Raw genomic sequence first — 23,322 nt, 5'->3', positions numbered from 1 at the left:
CTGATTCTGCTCAGTTGCTCCGGTGCGGGACCGATCAGGGCAGCGTCCAGCTTTGACGACGCGGAGAGGAGCAGCATGCCGACCAGAGTGACGGCTGCCCTCTTCGCCACCTGGATGGTGGCGCTCGGCGCCGTCTTCGCGCTGGAGCCGGCCTGGCAGCTGCCCGTACACCTGGTCGCCGGGGTCTCCGCCGTGCTGGCCGTGGTCTTCGGCCTGCGCCGGCACGACCCGGTCCGGCGCGGGCCGTGGCACCTGCTGGCCGTCTCCGTCGTGCTCTCGGTGCTCGGCACGGCCGCCTACAGCGCCGGCCCGGACGCCCTGCTGGCCGGTCCCAGCCTGCATTCGATCGGTACGGGCATGCTGCTCGCCGCCTACCCGGCGCTGGCCCTGGTGCTCTACTGGTTCGTCCGGCTCCGCACGGGTGGCCGCCGCGATCGGGGCGGACTGCTCGACGCCCTCACCCTGACCTCCGGTGTGGCCCTGCTGGCCTGGACCTTCGTGATCGGCCCGCACCTGCGTGACACCGAGCTGTCGACGGTCGGGCAGTGGATCGCGGTCGCGTTCCCGGTCGGGGACCTGCTCTGCCTGGCCCTGCTGACCCGGCTGCTGACCGCTTCCGGACGGCGGCTGCCTGCGGGCGGCTGGCTCGCCGCCGGTGTCCTGGCCCTGCTGCTCGCCGATGTCGGCGGCAATCTTGTCACCCTGCGCGACGACATCGCCTTCCTGGCCGTCTTCGGCCGGGTCCCGCTGTACGCCGCCGTCGGCCTGGCCGCGCTGAGCCCCTCGATGGCCGCGCTGACCCGGCCGGTCGCCACCCCGCTGGCCGAGCTGGGCCGGGTCCGCCTCGCCCTGCTCGCCCTGGCCTCGCTGGTCGCCCCGGCCGTGCTGATCCTCCAGATGGGCGTCGACGGCGAGGTGCCCGACCTGGACGTGGTCGCCGGCCTCAGCGCCTGCACGTTCCTGCTGGTCCTGGCCCGGATGGCGGGCATCATGGCCAGCCACCGGCTGGCCCTGGCCCGCGAGCGGGGGCTCCGCGAGGCCTCGGCGGCGCTGGTCTCCGCGGCCGACGCCGACGAGGTCGGCGAAGCGGTCCGGACGGCCGTGGCCCAGCTGCTGCCGGCCGACGTGCCGCACCGGGTGGTGCTGGCCATGGCCATCACCGAGCCGGAGGAGCCCGTCTCACCCGAGGCCGCGGCCCAGTCCGACCACGACCGCAGCACCGGTACGGCTGCCCGCCTGGTCGCCACCCGCGACGTCGACTGGGCCGTGGCGGTCCGGCTCACCCAGTTCAACATGGTGCTGCGCTGCCCGCTGGTGCTGCAGGACCGCCCGACCGGCGACCCGCTCGTCGGCGTGCTGCACGTCGGCGGCCCCACCTGGGCCCTGCTCGGCCTGCAGCGGGCGCTGGAGGTGCTGGCCACCCAGGTCGCGCTGGCTCTGGAGCGGATCGCGCTGAGCCGCGAGGTGACCCGGCGCAACAGCGAGGCCTACTTCCGCACGCTGGTGCAGAACACCTCCGACGTCATCCTGATCATCGACGAGGAGGACCGGGTCCGGTACGCGAGCCCGTCCGCCGGTCACGTGCTGGGCGCCGACCCGGTGGGCGTGTCCCTGCCCGACCTGATCCACCCCGGCGACCGGCTGCGACTGGCCGACGTGCTCGCCGCCGTCCGTGGTGGCGAGGGGACGCAGGAGGGGCTGGACTTCCGGGCTGTCGGGCGGCGCCGTACCGAAGTGATGCTCGAGATGCACTGCCGGGACCTGCGCGCGGACCAGACCGTCGCCGGCCTGGTCGTCACCCTGCGTGACGTCACCGAGCGCCGCCAGCTCGAACGCGAGCTCACCCACCAGGCGTTCCACGACTCGCTGACCGGGCTGGCCAACCGGGTGCTCTTCGCCGACCGGCTCCAGCACGCGCTGGCCCGCGGCGCCCGGGACGGCTCGGTGGTCGGCGTGCTCTTCATCGACCTGGACGATTTCAAGGTCGTCAACGACACCCTGGGCCACGCGACCGGCGACCAGCTGCTCATCGCGGTGGCCGGGCGGATCGCCGGCGCGCTGCGGGCCGACGACACGGCCGCCCGGCTCGGCGGCGACGAGTTCGCCGCGCTGGTGGAGAACGTGCAGGACCCGGGGGCGGTCGAGGAGACGGCGACCCGGATCCTGGCCGCGCTGTCCGAGCCGATCATCGTCGACGGCGGGTCGTTGCAGGCCGTGGCCAGCATCGGCATCACCACCACGCCGGAAGCGGACACCGCCGACGCCCTGCTGCGCCAGGCCGACCTGGCCCTCTACGTGGCGAAGGGCGCCGGCAAGAACCAGTGGCGGCGTTACCAGTCCCACCTGCACAGCGCGATGGTGGAGCGGCTGGAACTGCGCTCGGCGCTGGACCACGCGGTCAACGAGGGCCACTTCCTGCTCCAGTTCCAGCCCATCGTCGACCTCGCCACGGACGAGGCGGTCGGCTTCGAGGCGCTGGTCCGCTGGCACCATCCGCAGCGCGGGATCATCGCGCCGGACGAGTTCATCGAGGTGGCCGAGGAGAGCGGGCTGATCGTCCCGATGGGCCGCTGGGTCCTCGACCAGGCCCTGCACACGGTCGCGCAGTGGCGGCGCATCCTGCCGCGCGCCCGCCAGCCGTACGTGTCGGTCAACGTCTCGGTCCGCCAGTTCCGCCAGTCCGGCTTCGTCGAGCAGGTCAAGGCGTCGCTGGAGTACGCCGGGGTGCCGGCCCGGGCGCTGATGCTGGAGATCACCGAGACCCTGCTGATGGGTGACGACGAGCAGATCTGGGCTGATCTGGCCGTGCTGCAGGAGCTCGGCGTGCGGATCGCGATCGACGACTTCGGCACCGGCTACTCGTCGCTGGGTTACCTGCGGCAGCGCCCGATCGACGTGCTGAAGATCGACAAGACCTTCATCGACGACATGGTCGGCAGCGAGCAGCAGCTCGCACTGGTGGCGGGCATCGTGAGCCTGGCCCGCACGCTCAATCTGACCGTGGTCGCCGAGGGCATCGAGGACGCCACCCACCGGCTCATCCTGGCCCAGCTGGGCTGTCCGCTGGGGCAGGGCTACTACTACTCGGCGCCGCTGGACGCGACCGAGGCGCTGGCCTGGCTGCGCAACCCGCTGCCGCTCGCTGTGGCCTGACTTTTCCACTGCATTTGATTTTTATCCGGAAGCGCCCTCGGGCCCCGGGCGAACGCGAAAGACTTTCGGGTGTTCACCAACCGACCCTGAAAGGACAAACCATGCGACGTCCGGGCCTGCTCCTCGCCGGTGTGCTGCTGGCGACCGGCTCCAGTCTCGCTATCGCGGCCCCCGCCTCGGCCACCGGCTCCGCCCCCGATCATCGGCGGCATTGCTGGTACCAATCGCACGGCCATTGGTTCCCCTGGCACCACGACTGGTACGACGACTGGGGCGACGGCGACGACTGGAGCGCTCGCACCCCGAGCCGCGACGACCGCCGCCGGCACTGCTACCGCTACCGCGGAGGTAGCGGTGGCGGTGGCGTGGTCATCATCAGCACCGGGGGTGGCCGACGCTGACCCGCCATACGGTGTTCGAGCAGGCCCGGACGCTTCGGCAGCCGGGCCTGCCGCTGTGGATCAGTAAGGGTTGCCGGAGCCGGGCAGCCGGCCCCGCAGCACCCCGCCCAGACGGCCCGGTAGCGCGGGATCACCGGACAGCGGCGGGCTGTCCGTGTGGGCCCGGTCGGCCAGGCCGGCCACCAGCTCCTTGAGGGTGTGCACCGCGTCCACCAGCGGCCGCCAGCCCAGCTCCGCCTTGATCCGGTCGCACGACATCAGCGGCGCCTTGAGCCCCAGCCGGACCCAGCCCACGTCGACCGGCTGCAACCGCAACCGCCAGCTCAGATCGGCCGCGCCGCGCAGAACGAAGCCCGGCACCGGCACCTCCCGGCCCTGGAACGCGGCCGCCGCGACCGAGGGATCCAGCACCGGACCCGCGGCCACGTTGAAAGCGCCCCGCACATCGGCCAGCAGAGCCCGGGCGTACGCATCAGCCACATCGTCCGCGTGCACCGCCTGCACCCGCAGTCCCGGATGCGAGGGGATCACCGGGATGCGCCCGAACTTCAACAGCCGCGCGGGCAGCAGCGGACCGGCGAAGTACCGGCCGATCTCCGTACCGATGTCCCGCTGGAAGATCAGCCCCGGCCGCAGCCGGACGATCCGCAGCATCGGGTGATCCGACTCCACCCGGTCCAGCAGACCCTCGACCAGCGCCTTGTGCCGGCTGTAGGAAGAACCGAGCACACCTGTGCGGGGCCACGCCTCGGTGACGAAGGCGTGCTTCGGGCCGGGCGCGTAGGTCCCGACCGAGGAGGCGTACGCCAGCGTCGGCACCCCGGCGCGTAGCACGGCCTCGACCACCGTCCGGCTGCCCAGCACGTTGGTGCGGAACAGCAGCCGCTGGTCGTGGCTGGGCTGGATCTGCCAGGCGAGGTGCACGACCGCGTCGGCGCCCCGGAAGATCTCGGTCAGCTGCTGCGCGGCGCCCAGGGCCCCGATGTCGCAGGAGTGCCACTCCACCGCGTCGTACGGCTCGACCCGGGGCGGCAGCCGGCGGACCACCCCGGCGAGATCGACGCCCGGCTCGTTCCGCAGCCGGCGCAGCAGGGCCGTGCCTGAGTTCCCGGTCGCTCCGACGATCACCACTCGCATCGTGTGCTGGTACCCGGCGGGCCGCGGTTGAACCACCGGGGCCCGGGTAGGAGCCGTCCATGGATCTCGTCGTGAACGGCGTCGAGCACACGCTCGACCTCGACCCGCGCACCACCCTGCTGGACGCTCTGCGCGAGCACCTGCACCTCACCGGGGCCAAGAAGGGCTGTGACCACGGCCAGTGCGGCGCCTGCACAGTGCTGCTCGACGGCCGCCGGGTGAACAGCTGCCTGATCCTGGCGATCAGCCAGCAGGACGCCCGGATCACCACCGTGGAAGGCCTCGGCACCGAGGAGGAGCCGCATCCGGTGCAGCAGGGCTTCCTCGACCACGACGGCTTCCAGTGCGGTTACTGCACGCCCGGGCAGATCTGCTCCGCGGTGGGCATGCTCGACGAGGTTGCCCGCGGCTGGCCCAGCGCGGTCACCCGCGGCGACGACGTGCGCCTCGAGGATGCCGAGATCCGCGAGCGGATGAGCGGCAACCTGTGCCGCTGCGGCGCGTACGCCAACATCGTCCCGGCCATCGCGCAGGCGTCCGGCCGATGAGGACATTCGAGTACGCACCCGCCGACGACGTCGCCTCGGCCGTCGCCCTGCTGGCCGGCGCGCCCAGCGGCACCTTCCTGGCCGGTGGCACCAATCTCGTCGACCTGATGAAGCTCGGTGTGGCCACCCCGGACGTGCTGGTCGACATCAACCGGCTGCCGCTGCACGAGGTGACCACACTGCCCGACGGCGGCCTGCGGATCGGCGCCGGAGTCCGCAACAGCGACCTGGCCGCGCACCCGGAGGTCCGCCGGTCGTACCCGGTGCTGAGCCAGGCCCTGCTCGCCGGCGCCTCCGGGCAGCTGCGCAACATGGCCACCACCGGCGGCAACCTGTTGCAGCGCACCCGCTGCCGGTATTTCATGGATGCCACCAAGCCGTGCAACAAGCACGCGCCGGGCACCGGCTGCCCGGCCCGCGACGGTGACCACCGCAATCTGGCGATCCTCGGCGCCTCCGAGCACTGCGTCGCCACCCATCCGTCCGACATGGCCGTTGCGCTGGCCGCCCTGGACGCGACCGTGCGGGTGACCGGACCGGACGGCGAGCGCGGCATCCCGCTCAACGAACTGCACCGGCTGCCCGGCGACACCCCGCACGTCGACACCGTGCTGCGGCACGGGGAGCTGATCACGGCGGTGGACCTGCCCGTGCTGGAGGCGGCCCGGGTGTCCGCGTACCGCAAGGCCCGGGACCGGGCCTCCTACGCCTTCGCGGTGGGGTCGGTGGCCGCGGCGGTGCACGCCGAGGACGGCGTGGTGCACGACGTACGGCTGGCCTTCGGCGCCGTGGCCCACAAACCCTGGCGGGCGTACGCGGCGGAGCAGGCCCTGCTCGGCCGCCCCGCCACCCGCGAGTCCTTCCTGGCCGCGGCGGACGCCGAACTCGCCGCCGCCGAACCGCTGCGCGACAACGCCTTCAAGGTCACGCTGATCCGCAACCTGGTCGCCGCGACGCTGACCGGCCTGACGGGAGCCGCCCGATGACCGCCACCACCGCCCCCGCCGTCGGCAGCCCGCTCGGCCGGATCGAGGGCCCGGCCAAGGTCACCGGCGCGGCCCGGTACGCCGCCGAGTATCCGGTGGAGGACGTCGCCCACGCCTGGGTGGTCCAGTCGCCCGTGGCCCGCGGCACCCTCGACGCCGTCATCGTCGATCCGACCACCGAGGACGACGACGTGCTCGCCGTCCTCTGGCACGGCAACGCCCCGCGGCTGGAGCAGCCCGACGATCCGGAGCTGGCCGTCCTGCAGTCCGAGCGGATCAGCTACCGCGGTCAGGCGGTCGCGCTGGTCGTCGCCCGCACCCTGGAGGCCGCCCGGCGCGCCGCGCAGGTCATCGGGCTGGAGATCACCGAGGAGCCGCACGACACGCTGCTGACCGCCGACCACCCGGAGATCTACTCCCCGGAGCAGGTGAATCCGGCGTTCCCGGCCGACACCCGCTCCGGCGACGTGGAGCAGGCCTTCGCCGCCGCACCGGTACGGGTGGACGTGACCTACCGGACCCCGGCGCTGCACAACAACCCGATGGAACCGCACGCCACCATCGCCCTGTGGCAGGGCGACGACTTGGTCCTGTACGACTCGAACCAGCACCCGCCGGGCGTGGCCGGTGCCGTCGGCGCGGTCTTCGGCCTGCCCGCCGAGCGGGTCCATGTGATCACCGAGCACGTCGGCGGCGGCTTCGGTTCCAAGGGCTCGGCCCGCCCCAACGCCGTGCTGGCCGCGCTGGGTGCCCGGGTGGTGGGCCGGCCGGTGAAGCTGGCCCTGCCCCGTCAGGCCCTGTTCAGCATGGTCGGCCACCGCACGCCGACCATCCAGCGGATCCGGCTGGCCGCCGAGCGCGACGGCACGCTGACCGCCATCGACCACGAGGCCGTCGAGCACACCTCCCGGCTGTACGAGTTCGCCGAGCAGACCACGGTCGCGACCCGGCACATGTACGCCGCCGCGAACCGGCACACCGGCCACCGCCTGGTTCGCCTCGACATGCCGACCCCTCGCTGGATGCGGGCCCCCGGTGAGGCGCCCGGCATGGTCGGCCTCGAGTGCGCGATGGACGAGCTGGCCGAAGAGCTCGGCATGGACCCGATCGAGCTGCGGGTCCGCAACGAGCCGCGGGTGGAGCCCGAGTCCGGCGTCCCGTTCAGCAGCCGGCAATACCTTCAGTGCCTGCGCGAGGGAGCCGAGCGTTTCGGCTGGGCCGACCGTGATCCCCGGCCACGCAGCCGCCGCGAGGGCAACTGGTGGGTCGGCCTGGGCGTCGCCGGCGCGACCTACCCGACGATGGCGCAGCCCTCGACCGCCCGGGTCCGCGCCCTGCCCGACGGCCGCTACGACGTGGCGGTGGCCGCCACTGACATCGGCACCGGCGCCCGGACGATCCTCACCCAGATCGCGGCGGACGAGCTCGGCGTGCCGGTCGACCGGGTCCGCGTCCGGATCGGGGACAGCACGCTGCCCAAGGCGTCGGTGGCGGGCGGATCGTCCGGCAGCGCCTCGTGGGGCTGGGCGGTGACTGGAGCCTGCCGCGAGCTGCGCCGCTCCGGCAACGAGGAGGCGGTCTACGACAGCACCGAGGAGGTGCAGCGGCAGGAGAAGGACGGCAAGCACGCGTACGGCGCGCACTTCGCGGAGGTCCGGGTGGACGCGGACACCGGCGAGGTCCGGGTGTCGCGCCTGTTCGGCATGTACGCGGTCGGCCGGGTCCTGAACCCGCGGACCGCCCGCAGCCAGTTCATCGGTGGCATGACGATGGGCCTGGGCATGGCGCTGCACGAGGAGGGCGTGCTCGACCCGGCGATGGGCGACTGGGTCAACCACGACCTGGCCGAATACCACGTACCGGTGCACGCGGACATCGAGTCCATCGAGGCGGCCTGGCTCTCCGAGGACGACCGGGCGGTCAACCCGATGGGCAGCAAGGGCATCGGCGAGATCGGCATCGTGGGCTCGCCCGCGGCGATCGTGAACGCGGTCCGGCACGCCACCGGCATCCGGGTGCGGGACCTGCCGGTGCGGCTGGACAAGCTGTTGCCGTACCTGGGCTGAGAACGCCTTAACCATCCTTAAGCACAAATCGGCGCCGCCCACCGGGCGGCGCCGATTTGCCGGTGCGGGAGCTATCGCTTGCTGTGGTACGCCTCGACGATCGAGCTCGGGATGCGGCCCCGCTCGGAGACCTCGTAGCCGTTCTTGCCGGCCCACTCCCGAATGGCCTGATTCTGGTCGCGGCTGGCGCGGCCGGTGCTCGCCGGGGCGCCACCGCGGCGGGCGGAACGAGACTCGACACCGGACCGGCCGACCCGCGTCGCCACCGCGAGGTAGGGGTCCAACGCCTTACGCAGCTTGCCGGCGTTCTTCTCCGACAGGTCGATCGTGTAGTTCACGCCGTCGAGTCCGAACTCGACGGTGCGGTCGGCCTCGCCGCCGTCGAGGTCATCGGTCAGAAGGGTAATTACCTGCTTGGCCATGATGTGGTTGCTCCCGGGACGGCGCCATTGTCTATGAGAATTCCTGCGTATTCATTCTGTCCGGCCGTGCCGACGTGTGCAAATTGTCCGCCCTGCATGTCGCGCAGATCATCCGTCCCATTCTCCCGGTCCGGGCGCACTACGCCGCCGGCGATTGGCCGCCGTACCCGGGTTGGGCAGGCCGCCGGGGCGGAGAACTTTACGAAACTTCTCCGCAACACTTCTCACGCCTGTCAATGTGTTGTACGTTGCGTGGGAGCGCTCCCACGCCGCCCCTTCCCCGGGGCATCCCCACCACCAGGAGCAGTCATGAGACGTGTCATCCGGGCCGTCACGGCCGCCGCTCTGCTCGCCGCGGGCGCGATCACGACATTCGTGGTCGCCGGTCCCGCGAGTGCCGACACGCAGATCTGCGAGCAGTACGGTTCCACCACCATCGGCGGCCGCTACGTCGTGATGAACAACCGCTGGGGCACCTCCGCCCAGCAGTGCATCAACGTCACCAGCACGGGCTTCGCCATCACCAGTCAGCAGGGCGTCGGCAGCACCAGCGGCGCGCCGGTGTCCTACCCGGCCATCTTCGTCGGCTGCCACTACACGAACTGCTCGCCCGGCACCAACCTGCCGATGCAGGTCAGCTCGATCAGCAGCGCGACCAGCAGCATCAGCTACAACTACGTCTCCGGCGCCACCTACGACGCGGCGTACGACATCTGGCTCGACCCGACGCCCAAGCGCGACGGTGTCAACGCCATGGAGATCATGATCTGGTTCAACCGCCAGGGCTCGATCCAGCCGATCGGCTCGGTCGTGGGCACCACCACCATCGGCGGGCGCACCTGGCAGGTCTGGCAGGGCAGCAACGGCTCCAACAACGTCATCTCGTACGTGGCCCCGTCGGCGATCTCCAGCTGGAACTTCAGCGTCCTGGACTTCATCAACGACGTGAAGAACCGCGGCGCGATCACCAGCTCGTGGTACCTGACCAGCATCCAGGCGGGCTTCGAGCCGTGGATCGGCGGCACCGGCCTGGCCGTCACGAACTTCTCGGCCGCGGTCAACGGCGGGGGCAGCAACCCGGGGACCCCGACCACGCAGCCCACCACCCCGCCGCCCGGCGGCACCGCCGGCTGCCGGGTCACCTACTCGGCCGACTCGTGGGGCAACGGCTTCGTCGCCAACGTGACCGTGGCCAACACCGGCAACAGCGCGCTCAACGGCTGGACCCTCGGCTTCACCCTCCCGAGCGGCCAGGCGGTGACCAACTCGTGGAACGCCACGCTGTCGGGCACCAGCGGCGCACTGACCGCCCGCAACTCGGCCCACAACGGCAGCATCCCGGCCGGCGGCAGCACCTCGTTCGGCTTCCAGGGCACCTACAGCGGCACCTTCGCCAGCCCGTCCGCGTTCACCCTCAACGGATCGGCCTGCACCCGGGCCTGACCTCCACCAGCATCACAGCAGCCCCGCCCCGTCGCCGATCAACCCGGCGGCGGGGCGGCCGGCGTTATCCGCAAGGCCGCGGGGGCGTGGGCCGGGACCGCTGGAGAACGGGGTGCCACCGGCTCGACGCGTTCGTAGGGTGCACCGAGCGCGGGCCGCGGATCCGCCTCACCCTTGTTGGGCCACAGGGACAGGGCCCGCTCGGCCAGTGCGGTGATGGTCAGCGACGGGTTCACCCCGAGGTTGGCCGGGATCACCGAACCGTCCACCACGTGCAGGCCGGGATAGCCGTACACCCGCTGGTAGGGGTCGACCACGCCGGTCGCGGGAGAGTCGCCGATGGTCACGCCGCCGAGGATGTGCGCGGTCATCGGGATGTCGAAGACGTCACCCACCGAGCCGCCGGGATGACCACCGATCTTGGCGGCCATCCGGCGTACCGCCTCATGACCGACCGGGATCCAGGTCGGGTTGACCGGGCCGTGGCCGGGCCCGGTGGTGAGCCGGCCGCGCTTGGTGCGCCGTACCGTCAAAGAGTTGTCCACGGTCTGCATGACCAGCGCGATGATGGTCCGGTCGCTCCAACGTCGCTTCGACAGCGACCGCAGCAGCGTGACCGGGTGCCGCAGCGCCTGGCCGAGGAAGCGGACCGGCCGCGGCACGCGGCCGCCGCCGTCCACCAGCAGGGTGGTGAGCAGGCCCATCGCGTTGCTGCCGGGCCCGTAGCGGACCGGCTCGATGTGGGTCTCGGCGTCCGGGTGGAAGCTCGAGGTGATCGCGACCCCGCGGGAGAACGGCTTTTCCGGTACGGACACAGACTGCGCGCCGAGCAGCGCCTCGGAGTTGGTGCGGGTCAACGCACCGAGCCGGTCGGAGAGCGCGGGCAGCACCCCGGTGTCCCGCATGGCGTGCAGCAGCCGCTGCGTGCCGAGCGCCCCGGCCGACAGCACCACCTCCCGCGCGGTGAACGTGCCCTGCGAGGTGGTCAGCTCCCAGCCGTCGCCGACGGGCCGCAACGCCGAGACGGTGGTGTCCGGGTGCACGACCGCACCGGCCCGCTCGGCGAGATAGAGGTAGTTGAGGTCGAGCCGGTTCTTGGCCCCGAGCCGGCACCCGATCATGCAGTCACCGCACTCGGTGCACCCGGTCCGGGCGGGCCCGGCCCCGCCGAAATAGGGATCCGGCACGGTTTTGCCGGGCTCACCGAAGAAAACCCCGACCGGGGTACGCCGGAAAGTGCCGCCGACTCCCATGTCCTGCGCGACGGCCTGGATGACCTCGTCGGAGGGTGTCATCGACGGCTGCACGGTGACGCCGAGCATCCGGGAAGCCTGCGCGTAGTGCTGCTCCAGCTCGCGGGCCCAGTCGGTGATGCCGGCCCAGCGCGGATCGGCGAAGAACGCGGCCGGCGGCTGGTAGAGCGTGTTCGCGTAGACCAGCGATCCGCCGCCGACGCCCGCCGCGGAGAGCACGACGATGTCCTTGAGCAGGGTGATCCGCTGGATGCCGCGCAGGCCCAGCGCGGGCGCCCAGAGGAAGGCCCGCAGATCCCAGGACGTCCTGGGCAGCGTCTCGGGGGTGAAGCGCCGGCCGGCCTCGAGCACACCGACCCGGTAACCCTTCTCGGTCAGCCGCAACGCGGTGACACTCCCGCCGAACCCACTGCCCACGACGACGATGTCGTAGTCCGTCATGCCGCTCAGCTCACCACGTCGACGCCGATCGAACCAGACTTGACGAGCACCTTGATGTGCTCCCCGCTCTCGGCATCGGCGAAGGCCGCCGCGGCCTGACTCAACGGCCGGACCGCCGTCACGAAATCGGCCGCCGTCACCACGCCGTCGCGCAGCAGCACCATCGCATCGGCGTAGTCCTCCGGCAGGTACGTCGCACTGCCCTGGATCCGCAGCTGGCTGTCCTGCAGCAACGCGAGCGGAATCGTCACTTCGCCGGCCGGCACGCCGACCACCACGACAGTGCCACCCTTGTCGGCGATCGCCAGCGACTGCGTCACCGTCGACTGCTCGGCGACGCAGTCGAACACCACGTCGGCGCTCTCGCCGAGCGCTGCCCGTACCTGATCGGCAGCGTCCGCAGCCGTCGCGTCCACGGCGGCGTCCGCACCGAAAGCCAGCGCCCGCTTGCGGCTGGCAGCCGAGCGCGCCGTCACGACGATCCGCCGGGCGCCCTGCGCCCGCGCCACTTTCAAAGTCAGCAGGCCGATGGTTCCCACCCCGAGAATCGCCACCGCCCGATCGCGAACCCCACCGGCCAGCCGGATCGCGTGCACGGGAGTGGAAACCGGCTCGATCAGGGCCGCGGTGGCATCGTCGAAGTCGTCGGGCACACCATGCAGGCGCCGCGCGTCGATGGTGAACACGTCGGCCATCCCGCCCTGCTCGGACCCGCAGCCGAAGAACCCGAGCCGCTCGCACAGGTTCTGCCGCCCGGCCCGGCACTGCTTGCACTCCCAGCAGGGCAGGTCCGGCTCGACGGTGGCCCGCTGCCCGACCCGGACCGAGGTCACATCCGCGGCGACCGCGGTGACCACCCCGACCACCTCATGCCCGGGCGCGTACGGCGGATGAACATTGGGATGCCGGCCCCGCAGGGCGTGCGTGTCGGAGCCGCAGACGCCCGCCACCACCATCCGTAGCTGTGCCTCACCCGGTCCCGGTTCCGGAACGGCCGCCTCGACGACCTGAACCCCGTCCGGCAGCACCACGACACGCATCATGGCTGGAGCATAGGACCTGGGTTTACGCTAAGCCGTGCGAGCAGCGACGATGGCCGACATCGCCCGGCGTGCCGGCGTGTCCCGGATCGCCGTCTCGTACGCGCTGAACGGCCGTCCCGGCGTCTCCGCGGACCTGCGCCAGCGCATCCTGGGCATCGCCCGCGAACTCGGCTACCGCGCGAACGGCCCGGCGCTGGCACTGCACGGCGCGGCGGCCCACGCGATCGGGCTGGTGCTGCTGCGCTCGTCGGCGGCGCTGACCGTGGAGGTCTTCCGCCGCCAGCTGATCGCCGGCATCCAGGAAGAGCTGGCCGTCCGCGGCTTCGGTCTGGCGTTGCAACTGGTGGCGGACCTGGAGGAGGAAGCGCAGGTCCACCGCCGATGGAGCGCCGAACGCCGGGTCGACGGCGTGCTGATCTGCGACCCCCGGGTGGACGATCCGAGGTTGGCGGCGGTCCGCCGGCTGGGCCTGCCGGCGGCGCTGATCGCGAGCACACCGGACGACGGCATGCCCGGGGCGTGGTGCGACGACCGGGGATGGACGCTGGAGCTGGTGCAGCACCTGGCTGAGCTGGGCCACGTGCGGGTGGCCCGGGTGAGCGGGCCGGCGGGGATGGTGCACACGGCGATCCGGGACGAGGCGATGGCCCGGGCGTGCGCTGAGCGGGGGATGGCGCTGACGATCGTGCGGGCTGATTACACGGGCCGGGCTGGGGCCGAAAGGACCCGGGAGCTGTTGTTGAGTGGGTCGGAGCGGCCGACGGCGATTGTTTACGACAACGACGTTATGGCGGTGGCTGGGCTGGGGGTTGCGGGGGAGTTGGGGGTGGCAGTGCCGGGGGATCTGTCGGTTGTGGCTTGTGAGGATTCGCCGCTTTGTCAGGTGGTGGGGCCGCCGTTGACTGTTGTTCGGCGGGATATTGCGGCTTATGGGGGGTTGGCTGTGGCTCAGCTGTTTGCGGCGTTGGATGGGGATGTGCGGGCGCCGGTGCAGGCTGAGGGTGGGCGTCTTGAGGTGCGGCGGAGTACTGGGCCTGCTTGAGGGGCTTTGATCCGCCTTCGCGCCTTCGCGCCTTCGCGCCTTCGCGCCTTCGCGCCTTCGCGCCTTCGCGCCTTCGGTCGTCCAAGTTCCGCCTTGCGCGTTCCATGCTGCGCCTTGCGCGTTTCGCGCCTTGCCTCACCTGTAGGCGCGGTCACCTTGGGCCTTACACCTGGCGCGTTCGCCTTGCGCCTTGCGCGTGTCCCGCATTCCGCCTTTGCGCGTTCCGGGTTCTGCCTTGCGTGCTCCGCGCTGCGCGTTCGTCCTGCGCCTTGCGCGTTTCCCGCCGCGCGGTTTCGCGCTACGCCTTGCACGTGCGCCGTGCGCCTTGCGCGTTCCTCATCTCGCGTTCGCGCCCCGCCTTCCGCGCTGCCCGTTCCGCCTCCGCGTCCGGCCTCCCGCGTTCCGCCCTGCGCTTTCCGCTTCGCCAGACTCAATCAGCGGCGGCCGTACTCCTCTAGACGAGTAAGTCCTTACTCGTTGAGCAAGTGAGCTGCGGTGGGGTCTGTACGCGTGACTACTGAGCACGTGCACTGAGCACGTGCACTGAGCGGTTGGACGCTTGGCCCGCGTAAAGGTGAAGGGTGTCGATGATCTGTTTGTGACGACAGACATCAACACCCTTCTCATCGCACTCTACGTGAAGATCGACGACTGGCTCGGGAAGCGTCGTCGGACCGGGCGTCCTCCGAAGCTGTCCGACGCCGAACTATTGACCATCGCGGTGGCTCAGGCCCTGCTCGGGATTCGTTCCGAGGCCCGGTGGCTGCGGTTTTTGCCCAAGCATCTGCCCGGCGCGTTCCCGTATCTGCCCGGTCAGTCCGGCTACAACAAGCGCCTGCGGGCCGCGCTGCCGCTACTCAAGAAGGCTATCCGGCTGGTCGCTTCGGACACTGACCTGTGGCACGACGACGTATGGGTCACCGACTCCACCCCGGTCGAGTGCGGCCGGTCCCGGCCCACGGCGAAACGCTCCGAGCTGGCCGGCTGGGCCGGCTACGGCTACTGCGCCTCACACTCCCGGTTCTTCTGGGGGCTGCGCCTACATCTGATCTGCACACCCTCGGGCCTGCCGATCGCCTGGTCCCTGGCGACCGCGAAGACCGACGAACGCCAGGTCTTAACCGCTGCCCTGGAAGACGACCCCAGCCTGCTCGAGGCCCGGCCGGGACAGCTGATCATCGCGGACAAAGGCTATGTCTCCGCCGAACTTGACCGTTGGCTCGCTGATCGCGGAGCCCGGCTACTGCGCCCTTCCTACCGCAACCGGACTGCACACCCTGGCGAGCACCTACTCAAACCCGTCCGGCAGTTGATCGAATCGGTCAACGACACGTTGAAAGGCCAGCTCGACCTGGAGCTGCACGGCGGCCGCAGCATCGAAGGCGTCGGTGCCCGCATCGCGCAACGCCTCCTCGCCATGACCGCCGCGATCTGGCACAACCGCGCCACCGGCCAACCCTTGACCAGGTCCTTGATCGCTTACGACCACTGACTCAGTTAGGACTTACTCGTCTAGTCTTTGTTGTCCGTGACCGGTGGCGGCGGTGCCGTGCTGGCGCGGGCGACCAGGTGGGCGGGCTCGTCGAGCCGGCTGGCGACCTCGTCGCCCGCGATGACCGCCAGCAGCAGCCGGGCCGCGTTCTCGCCGTAGGCGACGATGTCGCGGGTGAGCGCGGTCAGCGGCGGATGCACGAGCCCACAGACCGGCGAATCGTCCCAGGCGACGATGGACAACTCGGCCGGCACGGCGAACCCCAGTTCCTGCGCGGTGGCGAGCCCCGCGATCGCCATGATGTCGTTGTCGTACACGATCGCCGTTGGCCGCGGCCGGGTGTGCAGCAGGTCACGGGTGGCCTGGGCGCCGGCCTCGCCGGTGTAGTCGGTCCAGACCGGGGGCGCCTCGTTGATCCCCAGCCGTTCGCAGTTCTCGGCGAAGGCGCGGCTGCGGGCGCCGGTGTGGGCAAGCTCGGGGATCCCGGCGACCCGGGCGATCCGGCGGTGACCGAGCCCGGCCAGGTGCTCGACCGCCTCGGTCACCGAGACCGCGTCGTCGGACCAGAGACTCGGCAGCAGCTCACCCTCGGTAGGCGGCCCCACGACGACGGCGGGCAGCCCCATCTCCGCCACAGCCGGCACCCGTGGATCGTCCGCGCGGACGTCACAGAGCAGCACCCCGTCGACCCGGCCCTCGATCCACCACTGCCGGTAGACCTCGATCTCGGCCGCCGGGTCGTCATCGGGGACCATCTGCAGAAGCAACGCGTACGAGCGGGTGGACAACTCGGCCTCAAGCCCGCTGACCAGTTCCATGAAGAACGGCTCGACACCCAGCGTGCTGGCCGGCCGCCGCAGCGCGAGCCCGACGACCTTGGCGGGCGCCCCGGCGAGCGCCCGGGCGGCGGCGCTGGCCCGGAAACCCAGACGGTCGGCGATCGCGAGGATGCGCGCGCGGGTGTCCTCGGAGACGCCGGGCCGGTCGTTCAACGCGTAGGAGACGGCGCCCTTGGAGACCCCGGCCTCGCGGGCGATATCGGCGATCGTCGGTCTCTTCACTCTCCTGACCCTAGGCCTCCCCAGCCAGTCCTGTGGCCGCCATGGCCGTCCTGTTGCTGCCGTTCAAGGCAGGAAGCCGAGCCGCCGGGCCGTCACGACGGTCTCCATCCGGCCGTGTGTGCCCAGCTTGCGCATCGCGTTGCGCAGATAGCTCTTGACCGTCTCCGGCAGGAGCCCGAGCCGCCGGGCAGCCTCCGCGTTGCCGCAGCCCACCGCAACCATGGCCAGCACGTCGAGCTCCCGCGGCGACAACGGATTGGGCGACCGCTCCGAGCCGCCGGACTGGGCGAGCAGCGCGCACACGTCCTGCAGCCGGGACCGCAGCGCAGGGTCGTCGACCTCTTGGGCGATCGTGCGGAGGTCCGCGTGCGCCTGCCGGACGTCTTCCCACTCCGGGGCCGTCGGCGCCGCCCGGGTCAGGGCCGCGGTCGTCTCCAGCTCGGCGATCCGGCGCTGCACTTCCCGGCGTACGGTCACCTCGGTGCCGATGCGCACCGCCACCTGGCTCATCGCGTCGAGCGCGCGGGTCCCCACAGACAGCGGCTCCCGCGTGCCGGCATACAGCACCGCCAGGACAGAACCGCCCATCACGACCGGCACCGCGGCGATCGCCCGCAACCCCTCGGCGGTGACCGGTTTGTCGTACTCGTGGCTGATCCGCGGGTCGGTGGCGTAGTCCTCTACCCGGCCCGGCCGTGCCGTGCGGACGACCCGCCCGCCGAGACCGTTTCCGGCGCTGACCACCAGCCCGTGCAGCGCGCCGGTCACCGTGCCCGCGAAGTCGGTCAGCCGCATGCCCCGGCCGTCGGCGGCCACCGCCCCGCCGAACGCGACCGGCAGCCCGGTCACCCGCCGGACCCGGCCCAGCGCGGCGGACAGATCGGCTGTTTCGAGCACGTCACCAGCATGTCGCGGACCGGGTTCCCGGTCCACCCCTGAACGGGGGTGGCGCCGCCACGTGGACCGGCTCATGCTGCAGAAATGCTCTCCTACGCTTCCGGGACCTCCGACGTGCCGCTGCTCGGCGAGACGATCGGCGCGAACCTCGAACGCACGGTCACGACCCACGGCGACCGCGAGGCGCTGGTGGATGTGGCCGCCGGCCGCCGCTGGACCTATACCGAGTTCGACGCCGCGGTGAACGAGGTCGCCCGTGGCCTGCTGGCCCGCGGCATCAACAAGGGCGACCGGGTGGGGATCTGGGCGCCGAACTGCGCGGAATGGGTCATCACGCAGTACGCGACCGCGAAGATCGGCGCGATCCTGGTGAACATCAACCCGGCGTACCGCACGCACGAACTGGCCTATGTGATCCGGCAGGCCGGCGTGCGCCTGCTGGTCAGCGCGGTCGCGTTCAAGACGAGCGACTACCGCGGCATGATCGCCGAGATCGGCTTCACCGAGACGATCTTCATCGGCACCCCGGACTGGGACGACCTGATCGCCGCCGGCCAGGGCCGCTCGCTGGAGGAACGCGCCGCGTCGCTGGCCTTCGACGACCCGATCAACATCCAGTACACGTCCGGCACGACGGGCTTTCCGAAGGGCGCGACGCTGTCGCACCACAACATTCTCAACAACGGCTTCTTCGTCGGCGAGCTGGTCGGCTACACCGAGCAGGACCGGATCTGTATCCCGGTGCCGCTCTACCACTGCTTCGGGATGGTGATGGGCAACCTGGCGGCGACCTCGCACGGTGCGTGCATGGTGCTGCCGGCTCGGGGCTTCGAGCCCGCGGCCTCTCTGCGAGCGGTCACCCAGGAGAAATGCACCTCCCTGTACGGCGTACCGACCATGTTCATCGCCGAACTGGGCCTGCCCGACTTCACCGCGTACGACCTGTCGTCGCTGCGTACCGGGATCATGGCGGGCTCGCCGTGCCCCGTGGAGGTGATGAAGCGGGTGGTGGCCGAGATGCACATGACCGAGGTGGCAATCTGTTACGGCATGACGGAAACCTCGCCGGTCTCGACGATGACCCGCCGCGACGATGGCTTGGACCGCCGTACGGAAACGGTGGGCCGCGTGATGCCGCACCTGGAGTCGAAGGTGGTCGACCCGGCGACGGGCCTGCCGATGCCACGCGGCGAGGCGGGGGAGCTGTGCACTCGCGGCTACTCGGTGATGCTCGGCTACTGGGACCAGGCGGAGGCGACCGCGGAAGCGATCGACGAGGCCCGCTGGATGCACACGGGCGACCTGGCCACGATGGACGAGCACGGCTACGTGAACATCGTCGGCCGGATCAAGGACCTGGTGATCCGTGGCGGCGAGAACGTGTACCCGAGGGAGGTGGAGGAGTTCCTCTACTCCCACCCGGACGTGTCGGACGTCCAGGTGATCGGCGTCCCGGACCAGAGGTACGGCGAGGAACTGATGGCCTGGGTGGTGATGCGCCCGGGAGCGACGCCGCTGACCACTGAAGCGGTCCGTGACTTCTGCAAGGGAAAGCTCGCGCATTACAAAGTCCCGCGGTATGTGCATGTGGTGGACGGCTTCCCCATGACGGTGACCGGGAAAGTGCGAAAGGTGGAGATGCGAGAGCAGGCAGTGGAGATCCTCGACCTCCATGACGCCGCCGGCATCCGCAACGCTTGACTCCACTCGAACTTCATTCCGTTTCCCGTCGTCCCCCGCATTGTGTCCGTGGCCACAGAGTCAGCCGCGGTCCAGGTATTCGCCGTCGGGCGTCGCGTCTGCGGACGCATGCTTGGTGCGTTCGGCCTCGCGGAGCTGGACCCGTCGGATCTTGCCGGAGATCGTCTTCGGCAGCTCGGTGAACTCCATCCGTCGCACCCGCTGGTAGGGCGACAGGTTCGCGCGGCAGTGCGCGAAGATCGCCTGGGCGGTCTCGTCGTTGGCCGGCCATCCCTCGGCCAGGACCACATAGGCCTTCGGCACGTTGAGTCGCAGTGCGTCCGGTGACGGCACGATGGCGGCCTCCACGACCGCCTCGTGCTCGATCAGCACACTCTCCAGCTCGAACGGCGAGATGCGGTAGTCCGACGCCTTGAACACGTCATCGGTGCGGCCGACGTAGGTGATGTAGCCGTCCGCGTCGCGGGAGCCGATGTCGCCCGTGTGGTAGTAGCCGTTCGCCATGGCCTGGGCCGTCAGCTCGGCATCGCCGTGATAGCCGACCATCAGGCCCAATGGGCGAGGCTCGAGCCGCAGGCAGATCTCGCCCTCGTCCGCATATTCACCCGTCAGCGGGTCGATCAGCGCCACCTGATAGCCGGGGACAGGGCGGCCCATCGAGCCCGGCCGTACCCTCTGGCCCGGGGTGTTCGCGATCTGGACCGTCGTCTCGGTCTGGCCGAAGCCGTCGCGGATCGTGACGCCCCAGGCCTTCTGGACCTGCTCGATGACCTCGGGGTTCAGCGGCTCACCGGCACCGACCACCAGCCGTGGCGGGTTCTTCAGCGCCGTGAGGTCGGACTGGATCAGCATCCGCCACACCGTCGGCGGCGCGCAGAAGCTCGTGACCCCGCAGCGCTGCATCTCGCGCAGCAGGCGCGGCGCGTCGAACCGCGTGTAGTTGTGGATGAACACGCACGCCTGCGCGTTCCACGGGGCGAACACGTTGCTCCACGCGTGTTTCGCCCAGCCAGGCGACGAGATGTTGAGGTGGACGTCGCCGGGTTGCAGACCGATCCAGTACATCGTGGACAGATGTCCCGCGGGATACGTCGCGTGCGTGTGCTCAACCAGCTTGGGACGCGCAGTCGTGCCGGAGGTGAAGTAAAGCAGAAGTGTGTCGCTGGCCTGCGTGACTCCGTCTGGCGTGAACTCGGCGGAGCCGGCGTAGGCGTCGGAGAAGTCATGCCAGCCGTCGGCGGGTGAGCCGACCGCGATGCGTGTGACCTCCGCACCGACGTCGGCGAACCGTTCGGCTGCCGAGGCGAGGGCAATGACGTGCTGCGCGCCGCCGCGGGTCACCCTGTCCCGGGCGTCGGCCGCACCGAGCAGCGGCGTCGCCGGGATGATGACTGCGCCGAGCTTCATGACCGCGAGGATGGTGTCCCAGAGCTCCACCTGGTTGCCGAGCATCATCACGATCCGGTCGCCGCGGGCGACGCCCCGGTCTCGCAGCCAGTTGGCGACCTGGTTGGAGCGGCCGGCCATCTCGGCGAACGAGTAGCGCTGCTCCGAGCCGTCCTCCTCGACGATCCACAGGGCGGGGCTGTCGTTGCCTTCGGCGATCACGTCGAACCAGTCGAGCGCCCAGTTGAACGCGCCGAGCTGCGGCCAGCTGAACTGCGCGTACGCCTCGGCGTAGTCCTCGCGATGCTCCAGCAGGAAGTCCCGGGCCTCGCGGAACGCCGCCGTACCGTCAGTCGCCGCCATTTCTCCTCCTCAGGCTGATCTGGGTCAGACTGCCCCGCCGCCGGGGAGCCCGCCACCCCCACGCGGGGGTGGCGGACGTGGTCATTCAGAACAGGTCGTGTCGCCGGCAGGCAGGCGGCCGCTGCCCAGGTACGCGTCAACTGCCTCGTCAACGCAGCTTGCGCCCCGGAACAGATACACGCCGTGGGTACGAGCCCCGGCCAGCACGATCAACCGCGAGCCGGTCAGTGCCCGGTGCAACGCCCGTGCCTCGGGAAGCTGGGAGTTGACGTCCTTCTCGGCCTGGACGATCAGTGCGGGCGTGCCGTTGTGCACGTCGATCGGCCGCTCCGCCGGCGCGTACGGCCAGAAGGAACACGGCGTGATCGTGCGAGCGAGGGGCTCGAACAGCGGTGATGAGGCTCGGTGCCGCTGAATGTCCCGCCAGTAGACCTCCGGGTCCCGCGCGACCGCGGCGTCACCGCAGAGGATCGCGGTCTGAGCGGTGTGCGTCGCCGATCCCGCCCCGTCGACAAGGCTCGCGAGCGTCTCGGTCATGCCCTCGGTGGGCTCGGCGGGCAGTCCGTCGGCTGCCCGCGCGAGGATCCGCACCACAGTGGCCAGCTCCCCGTTCTCCGTGTCGTCGGTGAGCGGCGTGACGATCAACGCCGGCACCAGGGTGTCGTCCACCCGGTACGCGCCAACGGTCAGTGGACGCCGGGCCGAGGCCGCGTAGACCCGGCGCACGGTGCCGAGTACCGCGTCGGCTGTCTTGCCCAGGTGGTAGCCGGCGTCGCGTGCCGCAGCCCATGCGGCCCACTCCCGCAGCCCGGCCTCGCGTCCCGCAGCGGCATTCCGCAGCACGCGCGTTCCGGACAACGCCGGATCGACCGCGCTGTCCAGGACCATCCGATCGGCCCGACGGGGGAACAGTTGGGTGTAGACCGCACCGAGATAGGAGCCCTGCGAATAGCCCAGGTAGGAGAGCTTCGGCGCGCCGAGCGCGGCCCGGATCCGGTCCATGTCGCGAGCCATGTTGGCGGTGGACGCGTGCCGGAGCAGCTTCCGTTCCGCGCTCCCGCAGCGCCCGGCGAGGTCACGGTCCAGGGCCACCATCGCGTCGAATCCCGCCCGGTCGGCGCCGGCTGAGCGCGGCAGCCAATAGGCGGGCCATTGGCAATCCACAGGAGTACTGCGACCGGCAAAGCGAGGGTCCATGCCGATCAGGTCGAAGCGTTCGCCCGTCACGCCCATCGCAGCCCGGGCGAGCGGAACGCTGTCCAGCACGGGCGACGCGGGGCCACCCAGGTTGATGATCATGGGACCGAGGTGGTGCGCGGCGTCGCTGCCCCGGCTGCGGGCGATCGCCACGGTGATGGTGCGGCCGTGCGGCTCGGCATAGTCCAGCGGCACAGTTACGTCGCCGCACTCGACGCCGGCATCGTCCAGGGCCTGTCCCTCAGCATCGTCCGGTCCGACAGCACAGGGATGCCAGGAGAGTTTTGGAGTGTTACCCGTGTTGATCCGAGGTTCAGTGGGGAGTGCGGTCCCGGAGAGGCCGGCGGTCAGGGACAACGCGGTGATGATGGTGGCGACGGTCAGCATTTGTGGACTCCTGGCGTGAGCAGGTGGTGGGGTGAGAGATCAGGCATCGCTGTGTCGGAGGCGCCATGCGGCCACTGCGAGCAGGCCGGTCGCGTAGAGCACGAAGACGGCGAACCCCGCCCAGGGGGACAACAGCGTCGAATCGGGGCGCGTCGTGGTGATCGCCAGCCCGGCCGGGGAGGGCAGCCAGCGGTAGACGTCGTCGGCCAGCTCCGATGGCAGGAAGCCGGCCAGCATCTGCGGTCCGAACAGAATTCCGATGACCGCCGCGACGCCGCCGGCCGTACGACGCAGAATCGCGCCGAGTCCGAGCCCGATCACTGCAACCACCGTCAGATAGAGCGCTGCGCCGATGACCGCTCGTGCCACCCCGGGCTCACCAAGTGAGACGTCGAGGTGCTCGGCCGACAGCACCGACTGGCCGGTCAGGAAAGCGCCGAACACAGCCGGCAGGCACAGCGTGAAAATCGCGACTGAGAGGACCGCTGCCTTGCCCCAGAGCACCCGGCTGCGCCTGGGAACGGCCGCGAAGGTCGTGCGGATCAGGCCGCTCGTGTATTCGTTGGTGATCACCAGGACCCCGAGGACTCCTACGGCGAGCTGGGCCACCTGGACTCCGGACAGGCTCACGCTGACGGCGTCGAAACCCGCGGGATCGGCGGGTGGGCGGGTGACGCGGACCATCGCGTACAGAATGCCGAAGCCGATGATCAGGGCAAGGGCGCTCAGCAGGGACCAGGCAGTGGAGGAGACCGAGCGGAACTTGGTCAGCTCGGCGCGCATGCCGCTCATCGGTGGCTCCCGTTCTGGGTAGGGGAGGAGAACTCGATGGCCGAGCTGGTGAGGTCGACGAACGCGTCCTCGAGGGAGCTGTGACCCGAATCGGCCACAAGGCTCGCCAGG

The 23,322-nt window shown here is 70.7% G+C and carries 18 protein-coding genes; 9 read left to right on the top strand and 9 right to left on the bottom strand.

The window, feature by feature from the left end:
• Positions 1-75: 75 nt before the first annotated feature.
• Both ACQP2Y_RS38395 and ACQP2Y_RS38390 read left to right on the top strand, forming a co-directional pair.
• Entirely contained in the window at positions 76-3,153 is a 3,078-nt protein-coding gene (locus ACQP2Y_RS38395; protein WP_433721235.1) for a putative bifunctional diguanylate cyclase/phosphodiesterase, read from the top strand.
• A gap of 101 nt (positions 3,154-3,254) precedes the next feature.
• A complete protein-coding gene (locus tag ACQP2Y_RS38390; RefSeq protein WP_433721233.1) occupies positions 3,255-3,554 on the top strand; it encodes a hypothetical protein in 300 nt (99 codons plus the stop codon).
• 60 nt (positions 3,555-3,614) lie between these two features.
• Here ACQP2Y_RS38390 and ACQP2Y_RS38385 read toward each other — a convergent pair whose 3' ends face one another.
• Positions 3,615-4,691 carry an NAD-dependent epimerase/dehydratase family protein gene (locus ACQP2Y_RS38385; RefSeq protein ID WP_433721231.1) on the bottom strand — a complete coding sequence of 359 codons (1,077 nt, stop codon included), beginning with the start codon at positions 4,689-4,691 and terminating at the stop codon, positions 3,615-3,617.
• A gap of 59 nt (positions 4,692-4,750) precedes the next feature.
• Here ACQP2Y_RS38385 and ACQP2Y_RS38380 point away from each other — a divergent pair, with 59 nt between their 5' ends.
• From ACQP2Y_RS38380 to ACQP2Y_RS38370, 3 genes are read left to right on the top strand one after another with little or no spacing between them, the layout of a single operon-like run.
• Positions 4,751-5,239: a 2Fe-2S iron-sulfur cluster-binding protein gene (locus ACQP2Y_RS38380; protein WP_360549435.1), complete on the top strand. Its 489-nt coding sequence runs from the start codon at positions 4,751-4,753 to the stop codon at positions 5,237-5,239.
• Positions 5,236-6,225, top strand: a complete 990-nt coding sequence (locus ACQP2Y_RS38375; protein WP_433721230.1) for an FAD binding domain-containing protein — start codon at positions 5,236-5,238, stop codon at positions 6,223-6,225. The genes ACQP2Y_RS38380 and ACQP2Y_RS38375 overlap by 4 nt, the downstream gene beginning before the upstream one ends.
• Positions 6,222-8,291 (top strand): molybdopterin cofactor-binding domain-containing protein, encoded by a 2,070-nt coding sequence (locus tag ACQP2Y_RS38370; RefSeq protein ID WP_433721228.1) that lies wholly within the window; start codon positions 6,222-6,224, stop codon positions 8,289-8,291. The genes ACQP2Y_RS38375 and ACQP2Y_RS38370 overlap by 4 nt, the downstream gene beginning before the upstream one ends.
• Before the next feature lie 71 nt (positions 8,292-8,362).
• Here the strand turns inward: ACQP2Y_RS38370 and ACQP2Y_RS38365 are convergent, their stop codons facing one another.
• Positions 8,363-8,713, bottom strand: coding sequence for a histone-like nucleoid-structuring protein Lsr2 (locus ACQP2Y_RS38365; RefSeq protein ID WP_360549429.1), 351 nt, complete (start codon positions 8,711-8,713; stop codon positions 8,363-8,365).
• 309 nt (positions 8,714-9,022) lie between these two features.
• On the opposite strand from ACQP2Y_RS38365, the gene ACQP2Y_RS38360 reads away from it, so the two are divergent.
• Entirely contained in the window at positions 9,023-10,156 is a 1,134-nt protein-coding gene (locus tag ACQP2Y_RS38360; protein ID WP_433721227.1) for a GH12 family glycosyl hydrolase domain-containing protein, read from the top strand.
• 38 nt (positions 10,157-10,194) lie between these two features.
• On the opposite strand, the gene ACQP2Y_RS38355 is transcribed toward ACQP2Y_RS38360, so the two are convergent.
• Both ACQP2Y_RS38355 and ACQP2Y_RS38350 read right to left on the bottom strand, forming a co-directional pair.
• Entirely contained in the window at positions 10,195-11,850 is a 1,656-nt protein-coding gene (locus tag ACQP2Y_RS38355; RefSeq protein WP_433721225.1) for a GMC oxidoreductase, read from the bottom strand.
• Between the two features lie 5 nt (positions 11,851-11,855).
• Positions 11,856-12,893, bottom strand: coding sequence for a zinc-dependent alcohol dehydrogenase (locus ACQP2Y_RS38350; protein WP_433721223.1), 1,038 nt, complete (start codon positions 12,891-12,893; stop codon positions 11,856-11,858).
• A gap of 49 nt (positions 12,894-12,942) precedes the next feature.
• Here ACQP2Y_RS38350 and ACQP2Y_RS38345 point away from each other — a divergent pair, with 49 nt between their 5' ends.
• Together ACQP2Y_RS38345 and ACQP2Y_RS38340 are read left to right on the top strand one after the other, a co-directional pair.
• Positions 12,943-13,935, top strand: coding sequence for a LacI family DNA-binding transcriptional regulator (locus ACQP2Y_RS38345; RefSeq protein WP_433721222.1), 993 nt, complete (start codon positions 12,943-12,945; stop codon positions 13,933-13,935).
• A gap of 598 nt (positions 13,936-14,533) precedes the next feature.
• Positions 14,534-15,427 carry an IS982 family transposase gene (locus ACQP2Y_RS38340; RefSeq protein WP_433721220.1) on the top strand — a complete coding sequence of 298 codons (894 nt, stop codon included), beginning with the start codon at positions 14,534-14,536 and terminating at the stop codon, positions 15,425-15,427.
• Between the two features lie 20 nt (positions 15,428-15,447).
• On the opposite strand, the gene ACQP2Y_RS38335 is transcribed toward ACQP2Y_RS38340, so the two are convergent.
• Together ACQP2Y_RS38335 and ACQP2Y_RS38330 are read right to left on the bottom strand one after the other, a co-directional pair.
• Entirely contained in the window at positions 15,448-16,488 is a 1,041-nt protein-coding gene (locus tag ACQP2Y_RS38335; RefSeq protein WP_433721219.1) for a LacI family DNA-binding transcriptional regulator, read from the bottom strand.
• A 63-nt stretch (positions 16,489-16,551) separates the two neighbouring features.
• Positions 16,552-17,385, bottom strand: a complete 834-nt coding sequence (locus ACQP2Y_RS38330; protein ID WP_433721217.1) for a LuxR C-terminal-related transcriptional regulator — start codon at positions 17,383-17,385, stop codon at positions 16,552-16,554.
• Positions 17,386-17,469: 84 nt separating this feature from the next.
• Between ACQP2Y_RS38330 and ACQP2Y_RS38325 the strand changes: the two genes are divergently transcribed.
• Positions 17,470-19,086, top strand: a complete 1,617-nt coding sequence (locus tag ACQP2Y_RS38325) for an AMP-binding protein (protein ID WP_433721216.1) — start codon at positions 17,470-17,472, stop codon at positions 19,084-19,086.
• A 60-nt stretch (positions 19,087-19,146) separates the two neighbouring features.
• On the opposite strand, the gene ACQP2Y_RS38320 is transcribed toward ACQP2Y_RS38325, so the two are convergent.
• The 3 genes from ACQP2Y_RS38320 to ACQP2Y_RS38310 all read right to left on the bottom strand — a co-directional run bounded on the left by ACQP2Y_RS38320 (position 19,147) and on the right by ACQP2Y_RS38310 (position 23,211).
• Positions 19,147-20,835 (bottom strand): AMP-binding protein, encoded by a 1,689-nt coding sequence (locus ACQP2Y_RS38320; protein ID WP_433721215.1) that lies wholly within the window; start codon positions 20,833-20,835, stop codon positions 19,147-19,149.
• 81 nt (positions 20,836-20,916) lie between these two features.
• Positions 20,917-22,419 (bottom strand): alpha/beta fold hydrolase, encoded by a 1,503-nt coding sequence (locus ACQP2Y_RS38315; RefSeq protein ID WP_433721214.1) that lies wholly within the window; start codon positions 22,417-22,419, stop codon positions 20,917-20,919.
• A gap of 39 nt (positions 22,420-22,458) precedes the next feature.
• Positions 22,459-23,211 carry an ABC transporter permease gene (locus ACQP2Y_RS38310; protein ID WP_433721213.1) on the bottom strand — a complete coding sequence of 251 codons (753 nt, stop codon included), beginning with the start codon at positions 23,209-23,211 and terminating at the stop codon, positions 22,459-22,461.
• Positions 23,212-23,322: the final 111 nt, after the last annotated feature.

Source organism: Actinoplanes sp. CA-051413, assembly GCF_050955795.1.
GTDB lineage: Bacteria > Actinomycetota > Actinomycetes > Mycobacteriales > Micromonosporaceae > Actinoplanes.
Note: the sequence above shows the minus strand (reverse complement) of the source record. Positions and strands in the feature narration are given on the sequence as shown.

Excerpts from the sequence above, each read along its gene's own strand:
- ACQP2Y_RS38395 (WP_433721235.1), top strand. The coding sequence starts at position 76 with ATGCCGACCAGAGTGACGGCTGCCCTCTTCGCCACCTGGATGGTGGCG.
- ACQP2Y_RS38390 (WP_433721233.1), top strand. The coding sequence starts at position 3,255 with ATGCGACGTCCGGGCCTGCTCCTCGCCGGTGTGCTGCTGGCGACCGGC.
- ACQP2Y_RS38385 (WP_433721231.1), bottom strand. The coding sequence starts at position 4,691 with ATGCGAGTGGTGATCGTCGGAGCGACCGGGAACTCAGGCACGGCCCTG.
- ACQP2Y_RS38380 (WP_360549435.1), top strand. The coding sequence starts at position 4,751 with ATGGATCTCGTCGTGAACGGCGTCGAGCACACGCTCGACCTCGACCCG.
- ACQP2Y_RS38375 (WP_433721230.1), top strand. The coding sequence starts at position 5,236 with ATGAGGACATTCGAGTACGCACCCGCCGACGACGTCGCCTCGGCCGTC.
- ACQP2Y_RS38370 (WP_433721228.1), top strand. The coding sequence starts at position 6,222 with ATGACCGCCACCACCGCCCCCGCCGTCGGCAGCCCGCTCGGCCGGATC.
- ACQP2Y_RS38365 (WP_360549429.1), bottom strand. The coding sequence starts at position 8,713 with ATGGCCAAGCAGGTAATTACCCTTCTGACCGATGACCTCGACGGCGGC.
- ACQP2Y_RS38360 (WP_433721227.1), top strand. The coding sequence starts at position 9,023 with ATGAGACGTGTCATCCGGGCCGTCACGGCCGCCGCTCTGCTCGCCGCG.
- ACQP2Y_RS38355 (WP_433721225.1), bottom strand. The coding sequence starts at position 11,850 with ATGACGGACTACGACATCGTCGTCGTGGGCAGTGGGTTCGGCGGGAGT.
- ACQP2Y_RS38350 (WP_433721223.1), bottom strand. The coding sequence starts at position 12,893 with ATGATGCGTGTCGTGGTGCTGCCGGACGGGGTTCAGGTCGTCGAGGCG.
- ACQP2Y_RS38345 (WP_433721222.1), top strand. The coding sequence starts at position 12,943 with ATGGCCGACATCGCCCGGCGTGCCGGCGTGTCCCGGATCGCCGTCTCG.
- ACQP2Y_RS38325 (WP_433721216.1), top strand. The coding sequence starts at position 17,470 with ATGCTCTCCTACGCTTCCGGGACCTCCGACGTGCCGCTGCTCGGCGAG.
- ACQP2Y_RS38320 (WP_433721215.1), bottom strand. The coding sequence starts at position 20,835 with ATGGCGGCGACTGACGGTACGGCGGCGTTCCGCGAGGCCCGGGACTTC.
- ACQP2Y_RS38315 (WP_433721214.1), bottom strand. The coding sequence starts at position 22,419 with ATGCTGACCGTCGCCACCATCATCACCGCGTTGTCCCTGACCGCCGGC.
- ACQP2Y_RS38310 (WP_433721213.1), bottom strand. The coding sequence starts at position 23,211 with ATGAGCGGCATGCGCGCCGAGCTGACCAAGTTCCGCTCGGTCTCCTCC.